Origin of the sequence: Chitinophaga silvisoli (genome assembly GCF_003412465.1) — a bacterium.
Taxonomy (GTDB): domain Bacteria; phylum Bacteroidota; class Bacteroidia; order Chitinophagales; family Chitinophagaceae; genus Chitinophaga; species Chitinophaga silvisoli.
The window spans coordinates 16,279-37,185 of record NZ_QTJV01000015.1 but is presented as its reverse complement, the minus strand read 5'-3'; the positions used below and the strand labels follow the sequence as shown (position 1 = coordinate 37,185).

20 protein-coding genes are annotated in these 20,907 nt (G+C 46.8%); 19 read left to right on the top strand and 1 reads right to left on the bottom strand.

Annotated features, from left to right (window positions below):
• Positions 1–12 precede the first annotated feature (12 nt).
• From DXN04_RS29445 to DXN04_RS29425, 5 genes are all read left to right on the top strand, one after another.
• Positions 13–1,119: an Rv1355c family protein gene (locus DXN04_RS29445; protein WP_233525719.1), complete on the top strand. Its 1,107-nt coding sequence runs from the start codon at positions 13–15 to the stop codon at positions 1,117–1,119.
• A 117-nt stretch (positions 1,120–1,236) separates the two neighbouring features.
• Positions 1,237–1,947: a hypothetical protein gene (locus DXN04_RS29440; RefSeq protein WP_116857007.1), complete on the top strand. Its 711-nt coding sequence runs from the start codon at positions 1,237–1,239 to the stop codon at positions 1,945–1,947.
• 20 nt (positions 1,948–1,967) lie between these two features.
• On the top strand, positions 1,968–4,091 hold the full coding sequence (locus tag DXN04_RS29435) for a sensor histidine kinase (RefSeq protein ID WP_116857006.1): 2,124 nt from the start codon (positions 1,968–1,970) through the stop codon (positions 4,089–4,091).
• Positions 4,092–4,173: 82 nt separating this feature from the next.
• Positions 4,174–5,271, top strand: coding sequence for a sensor histidine kinase (locus DXN04_RS29430; protein ID WP_116857005.1), 1,098 nt, complete (start codon positions 4,174–4,176; stop codon positions 5,269–5,271).
• Complete coding sequence (locus DXN04_RS29425; RefSeq protein ID WP_116857004.1) at positions 5,255–5,674, top strand: response regulator; 420 nt, start codon at positions 5,255–5,257, stop codon at positions 5,672–5,674. Before DXN04_RS29430 ends, DXN04_RS29425 begins: the two co-directional genes overlap by 17 nt.
• Before the next feature lie 9 nt (positions 5,675–5,683).
• Here the strand turns inward: DXN04_RS29425 and DXN04_RS29420 are convergent, their stop codons facing one another.
• A complete protein-coding gene (locus DXN04_RS29420; protein WP_116857003.1) occupies positions 5,684–6,028 on the bottom strand; it encodes a winged helix-turn-helix transcriptional regulator in 345 nt (114 codons plus the stop codon).
• 114 nt (positions 6,029–6,142) lie between these two features.
• Between DXN04_RS29420 and DXN04_RS29415 the strand changes: the two genes are divergently transcribed.
• The 14 genes from DXN04_RS29415 to DXN04_RS29350 all read left to right on the top strand — a co-directional run bounded on the left by DXN04_RS29415 (position 6,143) and on the right by DXN04_RS29350 (position 20,869).
• Positions 6,143–6,739 carry an FMN-dependent NADH-azoreductase gene (locus DXN04_RS29415; RefSeq protein WP_233525718.1) on the top strand — a complete coding sequence of 199 codons (597 nt, stop codon included), beginning with the start codon at positions 6,143–6,145 and terminating at the stop codon, positions 6,737–6,739.
• Between the two features lie 181 nt (positions 6,740–6,920).
• Positions 6,921–7,556: a hydrolase gene (locus DXN04_RS29410; RefSeq protein WP_116857098.1), complete on the top strand. Its 636-nt coding sequence runs from the start codon at positions 6,921–6,923 to the stop codon at positions 7,554–7,556.
• Position 7,557: 1 nt separating this feature from the next.
• Positions 7,558–8,907: an alginate export family protein gene (locus DXN04_RS29405; RefSeq protein ID WP_116857002.1), complete on the top strand. Its 1,350-nt coding sequence runs from the start codon at positions 7,558–7,560 to the stop codon at positions 8,905–8,907.
• Positions 8,908–8,912: 5 nt separating this feature from the next.
• Positions 8,913–9,608 (top strand): M17 family peptidase N-terminal domain-containing protein, encoded by a 696-nt coding sequence (locus DXN04_RS29400; protein ID WP_116857001.1) that lies wholly within the window; start codon positions 8,913–8,915, stop codon positions 9,606–9,608.
• A 1-nt stretch (position 9,609) separates the two neighbouring features.
• On the top strand, positions 9,610–11,406 hold the full coding sequence (locus DXN04_RS29395) for an amidohydrolase (protein ID WP_116857000.1): 1,797 nt from the start codon (positions 9,610–9,612) through the stop codon (positions 11,404–11,406).
• 10 nt (positions 11,407–11,416) lie between these two features.
• The gene (locus DXN04_RS29390; RefSeq protein WP_233525717.1) at positions 11,417–11,839 is read left to right on the top strand and encodes a DoxX family protein; all 423 of its coding nucleotides are present in this window, start codon (positions 11,417–11,419) and stop codon (positions 11,837–11,839) included.
• 1 nt (position 11,840) lies between these two features.
• Positions 11,841–12,317, top strand: coding sequence for a Dps family protein (locus DXN04_RS29385; protein ID WP_116856998.1), 477 nt, complete (start codon positions 11,841–11,843; stop codon positions 12,315–12,317).
• A gap of 6 nt (positions 12,318–12,323) precedes the next feature.
• Complete coding sequence (locus DXN04_RS29380; RefSeq protein ID WP_116856997.1) at positions 12,324–13,004, top strand: YoaK family protein; 681 nt, start codon at positions 12,324–12,326, stop codon at positions 13,002–13,004.
• 1 nt (position 13,005) lies between these two features.
• Complete coding sequence (locus tag DXN04_RS29375; protein WP_116856996.1) at positions 13,006–15,201, top strand: histidine kinase dimerization/phosphoacceptor domain -containing protein; 2,196 nt, start codon at positions 13,006–13,008, stop codon at positions 15,199–15,201.
• The gene (locus DXN04_RS29370; RefSeq protein ID WP_116856995.1) at positions 15,198–16,523 is read left to right on the top strand and encodes a sigma-54-dependent transcriptional regulator; all 1,326 of its coding nucleotides are present in this window, start codon (positions 15,198–15,200) and stop codon (positions 16,521–16,523) included. The genes DXN04_RS29375 and DXN04_RS29370 overlap by 4 nt, the downstream gene beginning before the upstream one ends.
• Positions 16,524–16,652: 129 nt before the next feature.
• Complete coding sequence (locus DXN04_RS34655; RefSeq protein WP_147320096.1) at positions 16,653–16,982, top strand: hypothetical protein; 330 nt, start codon at positions 16,653–16,655, stop codon at positions 16,980–16,982.
• A gap of 91 nt (positions 16,983–17,073) precedes the next feature.
• The gene (locus DXN04_RS29360) at positions 17,074–18,066 is read left to right on the top strand and encodes an ATP-binding cassette domain-containing protein (protein WP_116856993.1); all 993 of its coding nucleotides are present in this window, start codon (positions 17,074–17,076) and stop codon (positions 18,064–18,066) included.
• Between the two features lie 41 nt (positions 18,067–18,107).
• Complete coding sequence (locus DXN04_RS29355) at positions 18,108–19,436, top strand: HlyD family secretion protein (protein WP_233525716.1); 1,329 nt, start codon at positions 18,108–18,110, stop codon at positions 19,434–19,436.
• Complete coding sequence (locus DXN04_RS29350; protein ID WP_233525715.1) at positions 19,433–20,869, top strand: TolC family protein; 1,437 nt, start codon at positions 19,433–19,435, stop codon at positions 20,867–20,869. Before DXN04_RS29355 ends, DXN04_RS29350 begins: the two co-directional genes overlap by 4 nt.
• The last annotated feature ends 38 nt before the right edge of the window (positions 20,870–20,907 follow it).

Genomic DNA, 20,907 nt, shown 5'->3' with positions numbered 1-20,907 from the left:
ATGCCAGGCAAAATGAGAGAATTAGAAGAACATATTAAAAAACAACAACCAGAAACAAACAACTATACACCATCCTTCTACAGGCTGGAAAAAGCAGAAGAGTATAAAGCCCTTACCAGCTTATTAAGCAGCAACCCGCATATACGCATTCATGATCACATCGAATCCCAGTTAAAAGAACTCATCAAAATCAGTAACCCGACCAGGCGTTTGACTCCCGAAGAATATGAGCAGCATTTAGCCGCTTACGTTGGAGATAAAGCGCTGGAAGAAATCGGAGTATGGGTTTACTATCCATGGGCTGACAGAGTTGTGCATATTGTGGATGAGGAAGATTTTATTGCATTGCGCACAAGCCGCAACCAGCATAAGATCATGAAGGATGAAATTGAAAAACTGCGTACAAAGAAGATCGGTATTATTGGTCTCTCAGTGGGTGGTAGTATAGCACTGACCATTGCAATGGAAAGAGTATGTGGAGAGTTGAGACTGGCCGACTTTGACAAAATTGAACTAACCAATATGAACCGTATTCGTACGGGGATACATAATATACAGGTATCCAAGGCTGTGGTAGCAGCCAGGGAAATAGCAGAACTGGATCCTTTCATCAAAGTAAAATGTTACCTGGATGGTGCTACAGAGCAGAATCTGGACGACTTCTTTACTGGTGGGGGTAACCTGGATGTGCTGGTAGAAGAATGTGATGGCATAGATATCAAAATACTAAGCCGGGTAAAGGCAAAAGCTTTACAGATCCCGGTAGTAATGGACACCAATGACAGAGGGATGGTAGATGTAGAGCGTTTTGACCTCGAACCTGAAAGGCCCCTGCTGCATGGTTTTATCCCTGCCGACCTGGATCTGGAAAAGTTAAAAGGGCTGACTGACGCTGAGAAACTCCCTATCTTCCGCCCCATGGTTGCCCTGGATGATATGTCTGCCAGGATGAAATACTCCCTGAGCGAAATTGGTAAAACAATTACCACCTGGCCCCAGCTTGCTTCCTCTGTCGTACTCGGAGGTGCTGCTGTCACTGACACCTGCAGGCGTATATTGCTGGATCAATACAAGAGCTCCGGCAGGTATTATGTAGACTTCGAGCAGATATTTGTTTAAATCAAGCTGGTTAGAACTGGCTTACACCACATTCTTTGCAACCGAATGCGATGCCGGTCTGTTCATACCACTCCCCCGTACCAATGCTATTATTAAAGAGTATCCACATGCAAAATCATGATTACAGTAAGGGCATTTAGAGCACCAGACGATCCTGAAGCCTGCCTGAGGTTTTACAACGGCCACCTTAGGTTGTTGGAGATCTATTTTGGGATCGCCAAGATCACGTCCGGCAACGCGGACTGGATGCAACATGAGAATAGTATTGTAATTATTGTTGAAGATGAATCCCGCACCAAAACTTATGGGGGAGCCAGAGTACAGCTGGCAGACGGTGTCATCCCTCTGCCTATTGAAACGGCGATCGGTAAGTACGACAGCAAAATCTACGACATGGTAAAACCCGGCAGTGCTGAGATTTGCGCCATGTGGAACTCTAAAGAAGTAGCTGGTATGGGTATCGGCAGCCAGGTACTGGCCAGGGCTGGTGTAGTACTTGCCGCACAACTGCCCATCGACAATTTCCACGTTTTATGCGCCCCCATTACCACCCGTATCGGGAAGCGGGTAGGATTTATGATTGACGAATCCCTCGGCGATAAAGGCACCTTTTTCTATCCTAAAGACGATTTCGTAGCCACTGCTATGGTGATCAACGATGTCAATTCCCTGGAATATGCGGATCCAAAAGAACGGGAGCTCATCTATGATCTGAGGGAAACACTCATTCAAACTAAAACAGAAGTTGGTCCTAAAGGTTCCTACGAAGTCAGCTATCACCTGGAAATACCCGATTACCAATATACCAAAGTGCAGAGTGAACGGTGAATTTTCTCTAAATTTATCGCATGTTCCGGATCATTACCTTATGGTTACTCGCCCTATTATGCTATGTGCATACACAGGCTGCAGCTCCCTTTGTATATGAGGAGGGTATGCCCCTCACACGCATTGGCAGGTACCTTGAATTATTTACTGACAAGTCAAACAAGCTTGGCATAAAAGAAATACAAAACGTTTCTTTCACCTCTCCAGGCGAAAATGTACCTAACCTGCAGATCACGCCTTATACCCACTGGGCAAGGTTTAGCATCGAAAATCCCGGTGCTGCCCGCAAACTGCTACTGGAAGTAGAATATCCCACTATCGACGATATTACCCTCTTTGAACTCTTGCCCGATGGCACATTCAAAGAAACCAGGCTGGGGGAATTCACCCAGTACCACAACAGGATTTTCGATCATCAGAACTATATCTTCCCCCTCGTATTCCAGGCACACAGTACTCATCTGTACTACCTGCGCATCAAGGCCGGGGAACAATTGCAACTACCTATTTATGTGGGCACCAAAGAGCAGGTAACGACCAAGAACAGCTCCCGGGGCCTCATCTTCGGACTGTATGTGGGGGTTATCCTCGCCATGTCCTTTTACAACCTCTTTATCTTCCTGTCTACAAAGGATAACAGTTACCTGATCTACGTATCGTACAACATCTTTGTAGGGCTTACACAGGCGACCCTGCAGGGCTTTGCCTTCCGCTTCCTATGGCCATCCTGGCCATGGCTGGCCATGCATGCCTCCGTGCTGGTACCTATCTTCAACGGGCTAACAGCTTTGATGTTTGTACAGCAATTCCTGCAGACGAAGCAACATTATCAGCTTGGACACCGCCTCATCAACTATCTCATTTATGCATACCTGGTAGCCTTTATTCCTGCCCTGCTGAACTGGTATACCATTGCCCAGATCTGGGTACAGCTGGTAGTGAGTGCTGCAGCTGTGATCGTATTCATTGTACCGCTGAAAATGAGCCGGATGGGTTATAGCTCTGCCCGTTTCTTCCTGCTGGCATGGTCCGTATTCCTGCTCAGTGTGATCGTATTTGTAATGCGCAATATGAACCTGCTGCCATACAATGATTTTACCTATTACGCTTTGCAGATAGGATCAGGTATGGAAGCCCTGCTCCTCTCCTTCGCACTGGCACATAAGATCAATGTATTCAGAGCCGAGGCCCTGCAGGCATCACAGGAGAATGAACGCCTGGTGAGAGAGCAGAATATCATCCTGGAAGACAAAGTGCATAAACGTACTGAAGAGCTGCAAACCACCAACGAAGAGCTGAACATAGCCATGAAGAACCTGAAGGATGCACAGACCCAGCTGGTAGAAAGAGAGAAGATGGCTTCTCTCGGTCAGCTCACGGCAGGTATCGCTCATGAGATCAATAACCCGATCAACTTTGTCACTTCCAATATTAAGCCACTCAAACTGGATATTGCAGATATCAGAACCCTGCTCAATAAGTACGATGGACTGGCAACAGCGACCGATGTGAAGTCGGAACTGCAGGAAATCGCTGCTTACAAACAGGAGATAGACATCGATTATATACACGAAGAAATCGCTTCCCTGATCAAAGGTATTGAAGATGGTGCCTCCCGTACAGCAGAGATTGTCAAAGGATTGCGTACCTTCAGCCGCCTGGATGAAAGTGATGTGAAATCCGTAGACCTGCACGAAGGGCTGGATAGTACACTCGTACTGCTTAAGAATAGTATTCCGCCAAATGTAAAAGTGGAGAAACACTATGGCACCCTGCCCAAGATTGAATGCTATGCCGGTAAGATGAACCAGGTATTCATGAACATCCTGACCAATGCCTTCAATGCAATTAAAACCCATTCTGATGGCCGCGAAGAACGTGTTATCATCAGTACCTGGCAGGAAGATGAAATGGCAGTGATCAGTATCAAAGATACCGGCCCGGGCATGACTGAAAAGGTAAAAGAAAAGATCTTTGATCCGTTTTTTACCACCAAGGACGTTGGCGAAGGTACTGGTCTGGGCCTTTCTATCGTATTCAGTATCATAGAAAAGCATCAGGGACGCATATTGGTAAATACTGCCCCGGGGGAAGGTGCAGAATTTATTATATATTTACCATTGAAGATAGCCGTTATGGCCTAGTGCCATACTCCAATCGTGGCCCCAGACAGGAACAGCGCCCTACAAAATGAACATTATCGTTTTTTGTATAAAACATTAGTGAATGAAAGAAAACCGTATCAGGATTCTCTACATTGACGACGAAGTACACAACCTAAATGCTTTTAAAGCCAGCTTCCGCCGCAGTTATGAAATTTATACTGCAAACTCCGCCCAGGAAGGAAAGCAGTTACTAAAGAGCATCGATGTACATATTATCATTGCAGACCAGAAGATGCCCGTATCAACCGGTGTTGAATTCTTTAATGAGATTAAAGATACCCTGCCGGACCCTATGCGTATCCTGCTCACCGGCTATACCGATGTAGAAGACATTATAGACGCTATTAACAAGGGGCACATCTTTTCATATATCAAGAAGCCATGGGATGAGCATGAACTGCACAGAACCATTCAGAATGCTTACGAAATATATGCTACCCGCAAACAGCTGAAGGAAAAGATCGTCGAACTGGAAAAGATTAATGACGAACTGAATCGCTTTATCTATTCCACTTCCCATGACCTTCGCTCTCCACTCATGTCTGTACTGGGCATCATTAACCTGAGCAGGCTGGATAACTCTGTGACTGACCCTAATGGCTACCTGAATATGATCGAAGTATGTATTCAGAAACTGGATGGCTTTATCCAGAAGATTATTGAATACTACCGTAATTCAAGATTGGACGTGGAGTATGAGAAGATTAACTTTGACCACCTGCTGAATGAATGTATCTCACAGTTCAAGCACCAGAATACAGCAATTGAATTCCAGGTAACGGTAGATCAGCCGGTGGATTTCAAAGGCGATACTTTCCGTATCAGTGTCATACTGAACAACCTTATATCAAACGCTGTTAAATACCAGAAGCCCGATGAAGTACATCCAAAAGTAAACATGGCGGTGAAAGTAGAGCCGCACAAGGCAACACTGTTGATATCGGATAATGGTATTGGTATATTGAGTGAACACCTGAACAACATCTTCAAGATGTTCTTCAGATCTAAGAATAACAACAAGCCGGGTAGTGGTATTGGCCTTTATATAGTGAAAGAAGCGCTGAATAAAATTGGCGGTACAATCAATGTAGAATCCAAGTATGGAGAAGGTACACAATTTGAAATAAGCATTCCGAACAGAAATGATTTCGATTCCTGATTTACGTGTGATTTTGATAGATGACAATGAAGTGGACCTTCTATTGCACGAAAAGCTGATTGCAATACAGCAAATCAGCCGGACTGTGCTTGCTTTTAATAATGCCAATAAAGCGCTTGAGTTTCTATCGTCGAATATAACCTTACCTCGTATACCTCCTACCGTTATCCTGCTGGATATACAGATGCCGGAGATGGATGGATTTGATTTCCTGGAAGCCTTTGACAGCTATCCTGCCAGGATTAAATCGCAGTGCCATGTAATCATGGTATCCTCTTCGCTTGATTATAGTGATATTAGCCGTACCTATGCTAATCCAATGGTTGTGAAACTGCTGAAAAAGCCTTTGCTGGCCAAGGAGCTGACAGCAGCGGTGACTGAGATTTTCAGGGATTTTTCCTGAGCCCGGGTCTTACTTATCCATTATCAATTTCCTATGGGCGCGGCCCCAGTTACCCAGCTCCGAAATCACAGCAAACAGTGACTCTCCATGTGGCGTAATCTTGTATTCTACCACCGGTGGAAAGGCATCGTATTCGGTGCGGGTAATCACCTTGTTGGCTTCCAGGCTTTTGAGTTCCCTGGAAAGGGTTCTGTCTGTAATAGGACTCAGCTCTTTTGCAAGCTGGCTGAAACGGCGTGGACCAAAGGAAAGATGAATCAGGAGCTGGAGTTTCCACCTGCCGCCTAATACCTCAAGCGCATCCCTGACAGGGATGATGTGTTTATTGCATGTTTCTTTGGTTCTTACACTCATGGTACAAAAATACGACATATTACTATCCTGAAGGATAGCGCTATCCGGGAATATAGTATCGCCAGCTGCGTGGGTATTCTGGATAATTTTGGGCTAAAACTTAAAATAAGCATCATGAGAATATTGCATTTGATCACCAGCCCAAGAAGATCCCAGTCGTATAGCGCACAATTAGGAAATGCCATTGTAGATAAACTGACCGCTGCTCACCCCGGTAGTACAGTGGTAGTTCGTGACCTGGCAGCAGCTCCCTTCCCTCACCTGGAAGAAGCGCATATCCAATCTTTCTTTACTCCCGATGAAAACAGATCTCCTGAGCAGGTAAGTGCAATCGCACACTCTGACGAGGCTATTGCAGAACTGCAGGCTGCCGATGTGATCGTAATCGGTGCGCCCATGTATAATTTTGGTATCACGTCTAACCTGAAGTCATGGCTGGACCATATTGCGCGGAGAGGAAAGACTTTCAGTTATGGTGCAAACGGTCCTGAAGGCCTGATCAAAGGGAAGAAAGTATACCTGGCTATTTCCACAGGAGGTATTTACTCCGAAGGGGCCATGAAGATCTATGACTATACAGAAAATTATATGAGGGCCGTATTAGGCTTTATGGGTATGACTGATGTGACCGTCGTAAGAGCAGAAGGACTGGCCGTACCAGGTGTACAGGATACAGCCATGGAAAAAGCATATGAATCGATTACAGTGTAATTCATCCTCTCAACTATATTTTTGCCAACCGCACTCCTTTTAGGGTGCGGTTGCTTTTTTTTCAGTCAAAATACGAAATACGGTAAATTATCGATTCCCTGGAACCTAGTCAACTAATTGATTTTCAAATACTTTAAAGAGCGGCATACAGATTGGCAATCCTGTGAAAAAACGTCACAACATGAAACCATCCTCCAATCTGCTCGCACCTGACAACCACGCCCTCGTCCTCATCGACTTCGAAGGACAAATGGGATTCGCTACCAAAAGCATTGCCCTGAGCGAATTAAGAACCAATACTGCCATCGTGGCCGGTGCATCTAAAATTTTCAATGTACCAACGATCGTAACCACCGTTGCCGAGAACTCCTTCTCCGGTCCCGTATTTCCTGAAATAGAACAATTCTATCCACAGGCAAGCAGCGGCTATATAGATCGTACCAGCATGAATACCTGGGAGGATGCTGCTGCCTACAAAGCCATCAAAGCTACCCAACAGCAAAAAATCGTTCTCGCCGGCCTCTGGACCAGCGTATGTATCGTAGGCCCTGCCCTCTCTGCGCTGGAAGAAGGTCACATTGTATACGTCATCACTGATGCCTGTGGCGATGTAAGCAGCGAAGCACATGAACGCGCTATTCAAAGAATGGTGCATGCCGGTGTAAAACCTATCACTTCTATTCAATACCTGCTTGAACTGCAACGTGACTGGGCAAGACAGGAAACCTACGGACCTGTTACTGACCTCATGAAAAAATATGGTGGTGCTTACGGCATCGGTATTCAATATGCCCACAATATGCTCCACAATCACTAAGATGCTACAATTCCTGAAAGTCTGTATCACCGCTGTCATCGCAGCCATCCTGCTGCTGATCACGACTATTGCCTGCGGGCAGGGGTTTAAGCTCATGCGATTTGACGAGAAGTACGATTCTTCCAGCAAGGGAATCAAGTACATCCCGCTGGGCCGTGATAACAGTTACCTCTCCTTCGGCGGCGAAGCCCGCGTGGAATACGTAGACTTCCACAACGAAGACTGGGGCCAACAGGGCATTGGTCATAATTCGTTTTGGCTTCAGCGTTATGATGTGCATGCAGATCTTCACCTCACTGCTTATGTCAGGCTGTTCTCACAGCTCCGCAGTGGCTGGGAAGGGGGCCGTAAAAATGGCCCCCGCCCTATCGATGAGGATAAGCTGAATGTGCAGAACCTCTTTGTAGATGTGATGCCGCTCAAAGGCTTCACCATCCGCATCGGCCGGCAGGAGCTGGATTATGGCAGTGGCCGGCTGATCTCTGTACGTGAAGGACCTAACCTGCGCCAGTACTTTACAGGAGGCAAAATCATGTATGCCGATGCCCGCTTATCGCTGGATGCCTTTGTAATGGCTACTGATGTTGTCAATACAGGTGTGTTTGACAATACGCTCAGCAGGCAGCTAAGCTTCTGGGGAGTATATGGCAAATACATCATTCCTCATGCAGGAAACGTAGACGCTTACTACCTGGGCATCCGCCGCGACTCAGCCAGATTTGAAGAAGGCATTGGCAGGGAAACCCGGCATACCATCGGTGGCCGTTTCTGGAAGTACGGCGGAGGATTCATCTATAACCTGGAAGCCGCTTACCAGTTTGGCACATTTGGAACAGGTGAGATCCGTGCATGGACAGCAAGCGCAGACCTCGGGTATATGTTTGAATCCGTAAAGGGGCATCCTACCATCAACCTGCGTCATGATTACATATCAGGCGACCATAAGCAGGGCGATGGGGCTTTGCAAACCTTCAATCCACTTTTTCCCAAAGGGGGCTACTTTGGTTTTAGTCCGCAGATAGGACCTGTGAACCTGATAGATCTGCATCCTTACAGCAACATGGCGCTGGGTGAGCATTTTACTGTACAGGCAGATGCTGTATTCAACTGGCGTTATTCCCTGCAGGATGGCATTTATCGTCCCAGTGGCAGTTATAAGATGGCAGGCCTTCCTTCTACGAAGCGGTACATTGGTACGGCATGGCTGGCAAGCGTAGTGTATACACTCAATAAAAATTTCTCCGTCAACACTGGTATCCAATATTTCAAAACCGGCACACTGGTCGAAGACCTGATTCCTGATCACAAGGACGGGATCTTCATCAATACACGGGTGGCCTTTAAATTTTAAAAAACATGAAACGCACAATAGTTGTAACCGCATTATTACTTGCACACATTTTTGTACATGCACAGCAAACGACTGCTGTAGGTACCACCAAAGCCTGGGGCAAAGTCGATGGGGTAAGCATCGAAGGACTGGTACAGGGCCCATCGGCAGCAGTAGCAGACCTGCAGGTAGCCTGTGTATTTGAATATACGGAAGGTGATATTTTCAACGCCCCTCCTGCCCTGCCAGCAGCACTGAATGGCATGGTACACCTGGATGAAGCGACGAATGGTCTCATCACCGAAATCCGCAAATCCGGGCAGTTTGCAGGTCATGCACTGGAAACCATCCTCATCACCCCACCGGCTGGTAAGATCAAAGCAAAGAAACTCCTCTTGATCGGGCTGGGCGATCGTAATCAATTCAGCCCTGAGCTGATGACGAAAGTAGGTAGTGTAGCGATGCGCGAAGCACTGTCACTAAATGTAACAACCCTTTCCTTCGCCAGCGACCTGAAAGACGCAGGGATCGATTCACCTACTGCACTGGTAGCAGAAAATGTAACTAAAGGCATGCTGCAGGCGTACAAGGTAGCTGAATACCTGAAAGGGAAACACTATGCCAGTTTCAAACCATTGAGTAAGGTAATACTGCTGGCTGGTCCTGCATTTTTCACTGTAGCCGGACAAGGTATCCAGGAGGCTATTCAATCATTCCAGTAATATGAAGGCAGATCTCATTTTATATAACGGGAAGATTCATGCCGGCGACCACACCGCTGTTGCTATCCTGGATGGAAAGTTCGTAGCGGTAGGCAAGGATGCCGACATCCTGAACAAGTACAGTGGTACGGCCATCAACCTGAAACAGAAGCGGGTGATACCGGGTTTGATCGATTCACACATTCACCTGATCAGGGGTGGATTGAATTACAACCTGGAACTGAGATGGGATGGCGTTCCTTCTCTGGCAGATGCACTCCGTATGCTGAAACAACAGGTAGCTGTCACTCCTACTCCACAATGGGTAAGGGTTGTAGGCGGATGGACCGAGCAGCAGTTCGCCGAGAAGAGAATGCCTACTCTTGCTGAAATCAATGCCATTGCACCTGATACGCCTGTATTCATCCTGCATTTGTACGATCGTGCATTGCTGAATGCAGCGGCATTGAGAGCAGTAGGTTTTACCAAAGATACGCAGGCACCTCCCGGCGGACAGATTGAAAAAGATGGCAATGGCAATCCTACCGGGATGATCCTCGCTACACCGAATGCACTGATCCTCTATGCTACACTTGGTAAGGGGCCTAAGCTCTCTTACGAATATCAGCTGAACAGCACCCGCCATTTTATGACGGAGCTGAATCGTTTTGGGATCACAAGTGTAATTGATGCCGGTGGTGGCTCACAGAATTATCCCGAGGATTACCAGGTGATAGAGGAACTACATGCAAAAGATCAGCTCACACTCCGCATTGCCTACAACCTGTTTACACAGCGTCCGGGTAAGGAGTATGAAGACTTTGAGCATTGGTCAACACTCGTCAAACCACACCAGGGCGATAATATGTATCGTCATAATGGTGCAGGCGAAATGCTGGTATTCTCTGCGGCTGATTTTGAGAATTTTTTAGCCCCAAGGCCTACACTGCCTTCGGATATGGAGGCGGACCTGGAAAAAGTAGTAAGACTGCTCGTTGAAAAACGCTGGCCATTCAGAATACATGCTACCTACAATGAAAGCATCTCACGCTTTCTGGATGTATTTGAAAAGGTGAACAGGGACATGCCTTTTGACGGGCTCCCCTGGATCTTTGACCATGCAGAAACCATTGATGTCCGGAATATAGAGCGTGTGAAAGCACTGGGTGGCGGTATTGCAATCCAGAGCCGCATGGCATTCCAGGGTGAATACTTTGTGGACCGCTATGGTAAGGAAGCTGGTGCACATACACCGCCCATCCGCAAAATGCTGGAACTGGACGTGCCTGTAGGTGCAGGTACTGATGCCACGAGAGTAAGCAGTTACAATCCATGGATAGCGCTGTACTGGCTGGTGACGGGCAATACCGTAGGTGGTTTACGACTGAATGAAGGCTTATCCCGCACTACTGCCTTAGAGCTGTATACACGGGGCAGTGCATGGTTCAGCAGTGAGCAGCACATCAAAGGCAGTATACAGGTAGGTATGCTGGCGGATATTGCCGTGCTGGATCAGGACTTCTTTACTATCCCGGAACCTGCGATTAAGCATATTGAATCTGTGCTCACTATTGTGGGAGGAAAGATTGTGTATGCGCAGGATGATTTTGGCAGTCTGGCTCCCCCAAAGATTCCTGTATTGCCTGACTGGTCGCCGGTGAACACGTTTGGTGGCTATGTCAAAAGCGATCTGCATATATGTGCAGGAACCTGTAATGTACATGGTCATGACCACGACGTAGCACGTAAAAGTAATGTACCTGTTGATAACTACACCGCATTCTGGGGAGTGCTGGGATGTTCCTGTTTTGCATTTTAAATCATCACATATGCTTCGTTACATATTATACTCAGACCTGGGCAGTACGCTTAACAATGCAGCCATGCTGGGTTTCCGGGTATTGCTCGCATTAGAGCTGTTCAGGGTACATGGCATGAAAAAGTTCAGGGTGGAAAACGGGCAGCGTGAGCATGTACCGAATCCACTCGGACTGCCTGACAAATTAAATGGGCTGGTAGCCACATTTGCGGATACCGTAGTGCCTTTCTTACTCATGCTGGGAGTAGCTACCAGACTGGTGATTTTACCTACTATCGGGGTGACAGCTATCGGTTATTTCGTTGTACACAGAAAGGATAGCCTGGAAGTAAGGGATGTTCCTTATGTCTACACACTATGTCTGCTGTTTATCCTGCTGATAGGTGCCGGCCGTTTCTCCATTGACTCTTTATTATTCTTAAAATTACAATAACATGAAAGCATCCATCGGGATTAAAGAAAATTATTTGGCTGAGGTAGCCCATTCATTAGGTAAAATCTTAGCTGATGAATTTGTATTGTACACAAAGACCCGCAAGGCACACTGGTGTGTAACCGGGGCTGACTTTCACAGCAAGCATCTCTTTTTCGAAGCACAATACGGGCAGCTGGAAGAGATCGTAGACACTGTAGCAGAAAGAATCAGAAGCCTTGGTCACTTCCCGCCTGCTACACTGAAAGAATACCTGGTACTGACACACCTTACAGAACAAAGCAGGGAGAAAAATGACAGTATAGGTTTCATCAAAGAACTGCTGGCTGATCATGAGAGCATCCTAATTCACCTGAGAGAAAACATCAACGGGTATGCACAGGCATTTCGCGATGCAGGTACCAGTGATTATATTACAGGATTGATGGAAACACATGAGAAAATGGCCTGGATGCTGAGAGCACACCTGGAACAATAGTATAATATGGAAGAACCAAAACATAATATTCACTGGGTTTCTTTCCTGCTGGCATGGGTAGCAGGTTTTTGTGACACCGTTACTTTTGTATCGGGAGGTGCTATTTTCTCGGCACACGTCACGGGCAACTTTATCACCTTTGCCGCACAGATGGTATCCTCCGGCGGTAAGAGCAGTGACTGGATCAAGCTCATTACCTTTCCGACCTTTGTAGTGGCGGTAATGGTGGGTGGCTGGCTGGCCAGGGTACTGGTCAGAAAGTACAGGATCCTGATGGTGGAAAGTATGTTGCTGATAGGTACGGGGGTCGCAGCGATGTTCCTGCCCCTGATGAGTTCCTTTATGCTATATTTGCTGGTGTTCTTAGTAGTAGTGGCGATGGGCCTGCAGAATGCATTTGGGAAACTCTTTGCCAAAGAAACGCATGGTCCGACCACGATGATGACAGGAAATGTCACGCAGGCAGCCCTTGACCTGGGCAACCTGATACGTACAGGCTTCAGGGAGCCGGCAGCCTTGCAGAGTCTGCGAAATATATCTGTATTAATCGGAGGCTTTTTGCTGGGTTGCCTGATGGGGGGCATTATGGCCAGATACCTGGGATTAACGTCTATAATTGGACCAGGTGTCGCCATCTGTATCTGTTATCTGATGAGGGAAGCCCTGCCACGCAAACAGCTGGTATAATATGATGCATGATCTTCAAATAAAGGGAGTGGCCACTTTGGTGGCCCTCCTGTTTTTTATTTCTTCATTTGGACAGGATACGGCAAAGATAGCCCGACTGTACCGGGAAGGGCAACGCCTGCTCCTGAAAACGGGTTATGAGAAGGAAGATATGGATTCTGCCTGGGCTATAGCCAGACAGATAGATACCTATAGCCGTAGTACAAATTACCACCAAGGCATTGGCATGGGCAGACTCCTGACTGCCAAAATCCTCAACGAATCGCACAGAGACGATGGCCGCCGCGAAGCCAGCCTGGAAGCCCTGTCTATCCTGAATCAATATGGCACCCCAACCCTGCAGGCGGAAGCACTTATAGAAGTAGGCGGAACTTATAAGAATAAGCCTGCTGACATGGAGAAGAAAATATTTTACTACAAAGCAGGTGCGCAACGTTACCTCGACATAAAAAATTATTTTTCCGCAGGGAGCATGCTGGAATATACCGGAGAATTATATAACATCAATAGCGAATACAAGCAGGCTTTGAAGACAATGGATTCTGCGCTGATATTATATAAATTAACTGGTTATACCCGCCTGCATGGAATTTATAGCCTGATGGGATCCACGTATATGTTCATGAATGATTTCCAGAATGCACTCCGGTATAATATCATGGCGATTGAAACGGGCGAAAAGCTTCATGAAACCGGGATTATAATGAGCCCCATTTATAACAGGCTGGGTATGATCTATTTCTCTATCGAGGATTATTCCCCTGCCCTGGATTACTTTAACCGCGGGCTCAAAATAGCTTATCTTAATCATGATACACCCAGCATTCAAACCATACAAATGAACATAGCCTACATCTACAGAAAGACAGGCCAGTTTTCTGCTGCACTTGATACCATTCGTGCAGCAGAAAAATACTATATGCACCCGGACAACGATGACTCTGCAGAAGTAGCAACAAGATATTTGTATATCTATCTCGACAAACAAGACTTTAAAGGAGCAGCCCCATACTTTCAGCGATTGCTTTCTTTATATAACCGTCACCCCAACTCTCCATCTTCGGCACAGTTCTCAAGACTGGCACTTGCTTCGTACCTGCAACGTACAGGTCGTATGAAGGAAAGCATGCCCTTCCTGATTGCGGCGGAACAGGAGACCAGGAACCGGCAGGAACAGATTAACAGGAAAGTGATATTATACCAGTTATTCTATCGTGCTGATTCTGCGATGGGCAATGTGCAGGCAGAACTGGTCCACTTTAAACAATATAAAGCATTATCTGATTCCCTGACAAGCATCCAGAAATCCAGGCAGCTGGCTAGTTTGCAGTTACAGTTTGAAGGTGCTAAAAAAGATAAGGACATCCTGTTGCTGACACAGAAAAGTGCATTGCAGGAAGCATCTTTACAAAAAGAAAAGATTTTCAGGAATGTGATCTTTGCAGGGGTATGTACTCTCCTGTTCATCCTCGCGCTGACGTATAACCGTAGCCGGTTGAAACAACGCAGCAACCTGCAATTACAACAGAAGCAGGAGGAGATCAATCACCAGAATGAATTGCTGAAAAAGCTGCTGGTAGAAAAAGAATGGCTGCTGAAAGAGATCCACCACAGGGTGAAGAATAACCTCCAAATCGTAATCAGTCTGCTGAATTCACAATCTATTTACCTCGACAACCAGGATGCCATCGATGCGATCAGGAATAGCCAGCATCGTATGCATGCCATGTCGCTGATTCACCAGAAGCTGTACCAGACAGATAACCTGGCGACTATTGACATGAACTGGTACATCAAGGAACTGGTGGCTTATATGAGGGAAAGTTTTCCAACGGAAACCAGCATCACGTTTCAGCTGCAAATAGCGCCTTTAGAGCTCGATGTTGCCCAGGCGGTACCATTGGGTCTCATATTGAACGAGGCGGTCAGCAATGCCATTAAATATGCCTTTAAAGACAGGCAACAGGGTATCATCAGTATTACCCTGGTCACAAAAGGCGATTCATACAGGGAACTATGTATTTTTGACAATGGAAGTGGATTACCCCAACAATGGAACCTGGAGGAAACTACCACACTGGGCATGAGCCTGATGCGGGGACTGAGTGAGCAGCTGGACGGGACTTTTGAAGTAAAGAGCCGGCAGGGTACGATCATCAGGGTAGTGTTTCCTGCTACGCAAAAAGAAATGATATGAAGATCCTGATTGTAGAAGATGAGTTTATAGTTGCCAATGATCTGCGGCTGATGCTGGAGAAAGCGGGTTATACGGTAGTAGGCATCGCCTCCGGCGTAGTGCAGGCACGCAAGCTGATTGAAAGCAAACAACCTGACTGGATCCTGATAGACATTATCCTTAAGGGAGCCCTGACGGGCATTGACCTGGCGAGGGAACTGCTGACACAGCACATACCTTTCCTGTTTATATCTGCCAATACGAACCAGGAGATCCTGGAGGCGGCGAAGACGACCAATCCATATGGATTCCTGGTAAAGCCATTCAGGGAAAAAGACCTGCTGGTAATGCTGGACATTGCTTTCTTCAGGCATGAGATGGAGACGAAGCAGCAACAGCAGGCGGTGCTGCAGGACACGGGGATGGTAGGCAGAAGTGCAGCTTTTGCCAACGTGCTGGATCATATCAGCAAGGTAGCACATAGCAATACTTCTGTGCTCATTACCGGCGAAAGCGGTACGGGCAAGGAGAGGGTGGCAGCGGCCATCCACAGGGCATCGGCCAGGAGCCATCAGCCTATGGTCACGGTGAACTGTGCGGCACTCCCACTTTCACTGGTAGAGTCGGAGTTGTTTGGTTATGAAAGAGGGGCTTTTACAGGTGCGAACCAGCAAAGGATCGGGAAGTTTGAACAGGCAAATGGAGGTACTGTTTTCCTGGATGAAATAGGAGAATTGCCCCTGGAGGCACAGGTAAAACTGCTGCGGGTATTGCAGCAGCGCGAAGTAGAACGCCTAGGTGGACAAGCTATCATTCCGATTGATGTAAGAATAATTACAGCGACCAATAGAAATTTAGAGAAAGAGGTAGCGGAGGGAAGGTTCAGGCTGGACCTGTATTACAGGCTGAATGTATTTCCCATAGAAGTGCCCCCGCTGCGGGAAAGGAAAGATGATATAGAGCCGCTGGCCTATTATTTCCTGGAGAAATTTGGGAAGACGGTGAATAGGATCAGCCCCGCTGTATTGCGGCAGATGAAGGAATATCCATGGCCGGGCAATATCAGGGAACTGGAGCACCTGATAGAACGGCAGGTATTGCTGGCAGAGGGCCAGGAGATTACTTCGATTGATCTGCGTGCACAGCCGGACATTACACCTGTAGCATCTTCGGAGGCGATTAAGACTATGGAAGAGATGGAGAAGGAGCATATTATCAGGGCGCTGAAGGCAAGCCAGGGTAAGGTAAGTGGAGCAGGAGGCGCTGCAGCAGCGTTGGGAATAGCTGCACAGACCCTGTTTGCAAAGATGAAGAAGTTTGGTATTAAGCAAACATATCAATGATGCTACATATAACCTTGCCTTTATAGCACGATGAAAAATTGAGTCCCGCCAGTATAAATTTTATGTTAGCATACCCATGCACGTTTGTAAAAGCACCTATGAATCCCTATATTTGTAACAGTGGAAATTGTGAACAACTTAAGAAACTCGTCGTTAAAGGGGATAATATGGTTGCTGCTGGTTACAGTATTTACTGTCGGCGTATGCGATTATTTGTACACTTATTACAAATCCTATATTATCGAGAATGCCAGTGATGAAGCGCCTTTTGGCGACTTCGGGGACAGCTGTGTAAAAAAAGGCGGTAAAAAGCTCTTCTCTTTTTATGAGGACGGGCTCAGCTTTTGCATTCCTACCCGCACATTCCCGCTCTCCGTTCATTGGGGTACCTATAGTTTTAGCATTTTCAAAGAACCTCTCAGGGATGTATTGACTCCCCCTCCACTTTTATTCATTTAAATCCAGAACAGGCTTCGTTATCATCATAGCACACCAGTGTATATAGTAATACTACATCATCATCAATTCATTACTAGAATAAACTGTGTTTATGAAGAAGAAGAAGCATGCGGATGCGCCATCGCCCTGGCAAAGGCTGGTGAGATTGTTATATCACGAACGATCCTCTATTAATTACATTTTTATTTATGCCGTATTAATCGGCATTATCGGGCTTACACTGCCCCTGGGTACCACAGCGGTCTATAACCTGCTGTCCAACGGGTCTATGTATAGTTCTACCTATATCTTAATTGGAGTAGTACTGACAGGTATCGTAATCGGGGGCGCATTATTAATCGGGCAACTGACGCTGGTAGAATTTCTTGAACAGAAGATCTTCGCCAAAGCGGCTGTGGAGTTCGCGTATCGCCTGCCCCGTATTAAGAAGGAGGAAATAATTGGTGAACATCCACCTGAACTGGTGAACCGTTTCTTTGATATTCTGACTATTCAGAAAGGCCTGACCAAACTGCTGGTGGACATTGTAGCTGCGTCCGTCCAGATCTTTTTCAGTGCTATACTGCTCTCCTTTTATCACCCGGTATTTATGGCCGTAGGGCTCTTTGCCATCTTCGCCATTGCACTGGTGCTGGTACTTTATTTCAGACATGGTGTCAATACCAGTATTGAAGAATCGGGCTATAAATATGAGTTGGTAGCCCACCTGGAAGAGGTGGCATCTGACCTGGACAAATACCGTGGGCATCCTGAAAAAATGGACCAGGTATGTAAAACCACAGATGAAATTACCGCTAAATATCTCATGGCCCGTAATGATCACTTCAATGTACTGAAGAAATTCTTTGCCAGCTCCGTAGCGCTGCGCACGATACTGATGGGTGCTTTGCTGCTCATGGGTTCATTCTTCGTAGTTGAAAGAGAAATGACTTTCGGTCAGTTTGTGGCTGCGGAGGTGATCGTGGTTCAGATCAGTTATGCTATTGAAAAACTGATGACAAGTCTGAATACGGTATTTGACATGGTGACCGGCGCTGAAAAGCTGGCCGTAGTTACTGATCTTGAAATAGAAGAGGGCAAATAAAAATGGCACATTTAACACACAATAAATCCCATCATAAGCATATGGAGTCGTTAACGGGTCAGTCACAGGCTGAACTCATTAAAGTCAATGGCTCCCGTACACTGGGCAAGATCATCAGCATCTGCCTCGTTATATTCTTTATCATCCTCTTAATGCCCTGGCGACAGACGATTCCGGGCAGGGGAACTGTTACGGCACTCACTCCTGAAGACCGGCCGCAGACGGTGCAAAACCAGATCGGTGGTCGTATAGAGCACTGGGCGGTGCGTGAAGGGCAGGAAGTAAAAAAAGGTGATACCATCCTGGTGATTTCTGAAACCAGCCAATCGTACTTTGATCCGGAATTGCCAATGAGACTGGAAGAACAGCTGGAAGCAAAGCGGAACAGTGAAAGCGCTGCTGTACAGAAGATGGAAGCAACGACGGCACAGATTGAAGCCATGAAACGTGGCCTGCAGTACCAGTTGTCTGCCGCAGAAAACAAAGTACGTCAGTCCGAAAACTATGTAAGGAGTGACAGTGCTGACCTGGTAGCTGTACAGAACTATTATGAAACATCGAAGGCACGCCTGGCGCGTTACGAATCAGGTTATAAAAACGGGCTGTTCTCACTGACGGACATTGAAACCCGCCGCTTGAAACTGCAGGAAGACAATGCCAAGGTAATCGGGCAACAGAATAAACTGAATACCTCCAAACAGGCTTTGCTGAATGCACTGATCGACCTGGATAATATCAGGGCTAAGTACCAGGAATCACTGGCCAAGGCGCAGTCAGACATGAGTTCTGCCATATCCAGCCGGGCCAGCGTAAAAGGAGACATTGCCAAACTGCGGAATGACATTTCAAATATCAGTATACGCCGTGGCCTATACGTAGTACGTGCCCCGCAGGACGGGTATGTGGTAAAGACGCTGAAAGCAGGTATTGGCGAGAACATCAAGGAAGGAGAATCCATTGCCACCTTACAACCACTGCATCCACAGGTAGCGGCGGAACTGTATGTGAATGCAATGGATGTACCGCTGATCCTGGATACAAGTGATGTACGTTTACAGTTTGAAGGATGGCCTTCCGTACAGTTCTCCGGCTGGCCGTCTGTAGCAGTGGGCACCTTTGCCGGTAAGGTATGGGCGATTGACAGGGTAAGCAGCAATGGGGGTAAATATCGCCTGCTGATAAAACCAACTACCCCGGTGCCTGAAAATGATGAAGCCTGGCCGGTGCAACTCAGGCAGGGTTCTGGTGTATATGGGCGTATTATTCTCAGGTCTGTACCGCTGTGGTATGAGATCTGGAGACAGTTGAACGGCTTCCCGCCCAGCCTGGAAAAAGAGCCTTCTACAAAGGAATCAAATAGTAAGAAATGATGATGAAGAAACTAAGCTATTATTTGATTGCCGGTCTGCTGCTGTTTTCGTGGTCTGCTATCCATGCGCAATCCATTGATACAGCAAGGATCTTTTCGCTGGAGGACCTGGAAGATATCGTCTTCCTGCATCATCCCGTGGTGAAGCAGGCTTCCTTGCTGAGCGATGCGGCAAAAGCCAGCGTACTGCAATCAAAAGGAGAATTTGACCCGACATTGAAGTCCGCATTCGGACGTAAATTATTTGGTCACACGGAATATTATAATAACTGGCATAATGAACTGAAGGTACCCCTCTATATAGCAGGTGCTGATTTGAAAGTAGGATATGACCGTAATGTAGGGACGTATACCAACCCCGAAACTCATACTACTGATGCGGGTCTTATGGCAGTAGGGCTGAACATTCCATTGGGTGCCGGCTTACTGATTGATGCGAGACGTAGTACCCTCTGGCAGGCGAAAGCTATGCTGAACTACGCGGAAGCAGACAAGGTAAAACAGATCAACAGTGTATGGTTTGGCGCGGTCAAAGATTACTGGAACTGGTACTACGCCTACAGGGAATACACCCTGATCAAAGAAGGTTTGGAACTTGCAGCAAAACGCTTCAGGGCACTGACCAACCAGGCATTGCTGGGAGATAAACCGGGCCTGGATACCATCGAGGCAAGCATCACTGTGCAGGACAGGGAGATCCAGCTGGCAAAGAGTGAGATAGAAGTAAAGAATGCAATGCTGGTACTCTCTAATCATTTATGGAATGAGAAAGGAACACCCCTGGAATTGCCCCAGGATGCGATTCCACAGGAGGCCAGTCAGCAACTGCAGATTCCGGACAGGGTATTGCTGGACTCTTTGTTAGGACTGGCAGATATGCATCCGGAGCTGGTAAAGCTAAGGGCGAAGGGCGAACAGCTGGATGTGGAACGTCGTTTTGCACAGGAGAAACTAAAGCCGAAGGTGAATATCAGTGGTGCCTTGCTGAGCAGACGTACTGATTTTGGTTCTTATGTACCCGACTATTATGACTTCAACTGGAACAATTACAAGATAGGTGTTGATTTCGCCTTCCCGATCTTCCTGCGTGCAGAACGAGGAAAGCTGAAACAGGTAAGGTTCAAGCAGCAGCAGGTCACCTATGACCTGATGCAATCGGGGCGTGAGATTAACAATAATATCACCGCTTCTTTCAATAGTCTGACGGCTTATCAGTCACAGCTTGCGGTACAGATTCAGAGTATTAACAACCAGCAGGCATTGCTGGCGGGCGAACTACAGAAGTTTGACCTGGGAGAAAGTACCCTGTTCCTGATCAATAGCAGGGAGACGAAGCTGATAGATATGAAGATTAAGCGCGAGAGTATCATATCGGGCTATCAAAAGAAACTGGCCGAGTTGTATTATAAGGCTGGAACCAGACAGCAGTTATAAGATAAAAAAGGTTGTATCAAAAAGAAATACTCAATCAC

What these genes read in the sequence shown, in the direction of transcription:
- DXN04_RS29445 (WP_233525719.1), top strand. Translation starts at nt 13, where the DNA reads ATGAGAGAATTAGAAGAACATATTAAAAAACAACAACCAGAAACAAAC.
- DXN04_RS29440 (WP_116857007.1), top strand. Translation starts at nt 1,237, where the DNA reads ATGATTACAGTAAGGGCATTTAGAGCACCAGACGATCCTGAAGCCTGC.
- DXN04_RS29435 (WP_116857006.1), top strand. Translation starts at nt 1,968, where the DNA reads ATGTTCCGGATCATTACCTTATGGTTACTCGCCCTATTATGCTATGTG.
- DXN04_RS29430 (WP_116857005.1), top strand. Translation starts at nt 4,174, where the DNA reads ATGAAAGAAAACCGTATCAGGATTCTCTACATTGACGACGAAGTACAC.
- DXN04_RS29425 (WP_116857004.1), top strand. Translation starts at nt 5,255, where the DNA reads ATGATTTCGATTCCTGATTTACGTGTGATTTTGATAGATGACAATGAA.
- DXN04_RS29420 (WP_116857003.1), bottom strand. Translation starts at nt 6,028, where the DNA reads ATGAGTGTAAGAACCAAAGAAACATGCAATAAACACATCATCCCTGTC.
- DXN04_RS29415 (WP_233525718.1), top strand. Translation starts at nt 6,143, where the DNA reads ATGAGAATATTGCATTTGATCACCAGCCCAAGAAGATCCCAGTCGTAT.
- DXN04_RS29410 (WP_116857098.1), top strand. Translation starts at nt 6,921, where the DNA reads ATGAAACCATCCTCCAATCTGCTCGCACCTGACAACCACGCCCTCGTC.
- DXN04_RS29405 (WP_116857002.1), top strand. Translation starts at nt 7,558, where the DNA reads ATGCTACAATTCCTGAAAGTCTGTATCACCGCTGTCATCGCAGCCATC.
- DXN04_RS29400 (WP_116857001.1), top strand. Translation starts at nt 8,913, where the DNA reads ATGAAACGCACAATAGTTGTAACCGCATTATTACTTGCACACATTTTT.
- DXN04_RS29395 (WP_116857000.1), top strand. Translation starts at nt 9,610, where the DNA reads ATGAAGGCAGATCTCATTTTATATAACGGGAAGATTCATGCCGGCGAC.
- DXN04_RS29390 (WP_233525717.1), top strand. Translation starts at nt 11,417, where the DNA reads ATGCTTCGTTACATATTATACTCAGACCTGGGCAGTACGCTTAACAAT.
- DXN04_RS29385 (WP_116856998.1), top strand. Translation starts at nt 11,841, where the DNA reads ATGAAAGCATCCATCGGGATTAAAGAAAATTATTTGGCTGAGGTAGCC.
- DXN04_RS29380 (WP_116856997.1), top strand. Translation starts at nt 12,324, where the DNA reads ATGGAAGAACCAAAACATAATATTCACTGGGTTTCTTTCCTGCTGGCA.
- DXN04_RS29375 (WP_116856996.1), top strand. Translation starts at nt 13,006, where the DNA reads ATGATGCATGATCTTCAAATAAAGGGAGTGGCCACTTTGGTGGCCCTC.
- DXN04_RS29370 (WP_116856995.1), top strand. Translation starts at nt 15,198, where the DNA reads ATGAAGATCCTGATTGTAGAAGATGAGTTTATAGTTGCCAATGATCTG.
- DXN04_RS29360 (WP_116856993.1), top strand. Translation starts at nt 17,074, where the DNA reads ATGAAGAAGAAGAAGCATGCGGATGCGCCATCGCCCTGGCAAAGGCTG.
- DXN04_RS29355 (WP_233525716.1), top strand. Translation starts at nt 18,108, where the DNA reads ATGGAGTCGTTAACGGGTCAGTCACAGGCTGAACTCATTAAAGTCAAT.
- DXN04_RS29350 (WP_233525715.1), top strand. Translation starts at nt 19,433, where the DNA reads ATGATGATGAAGAAACTAAGCTATTATTTGATTGCCGGTCTGCTGCTG.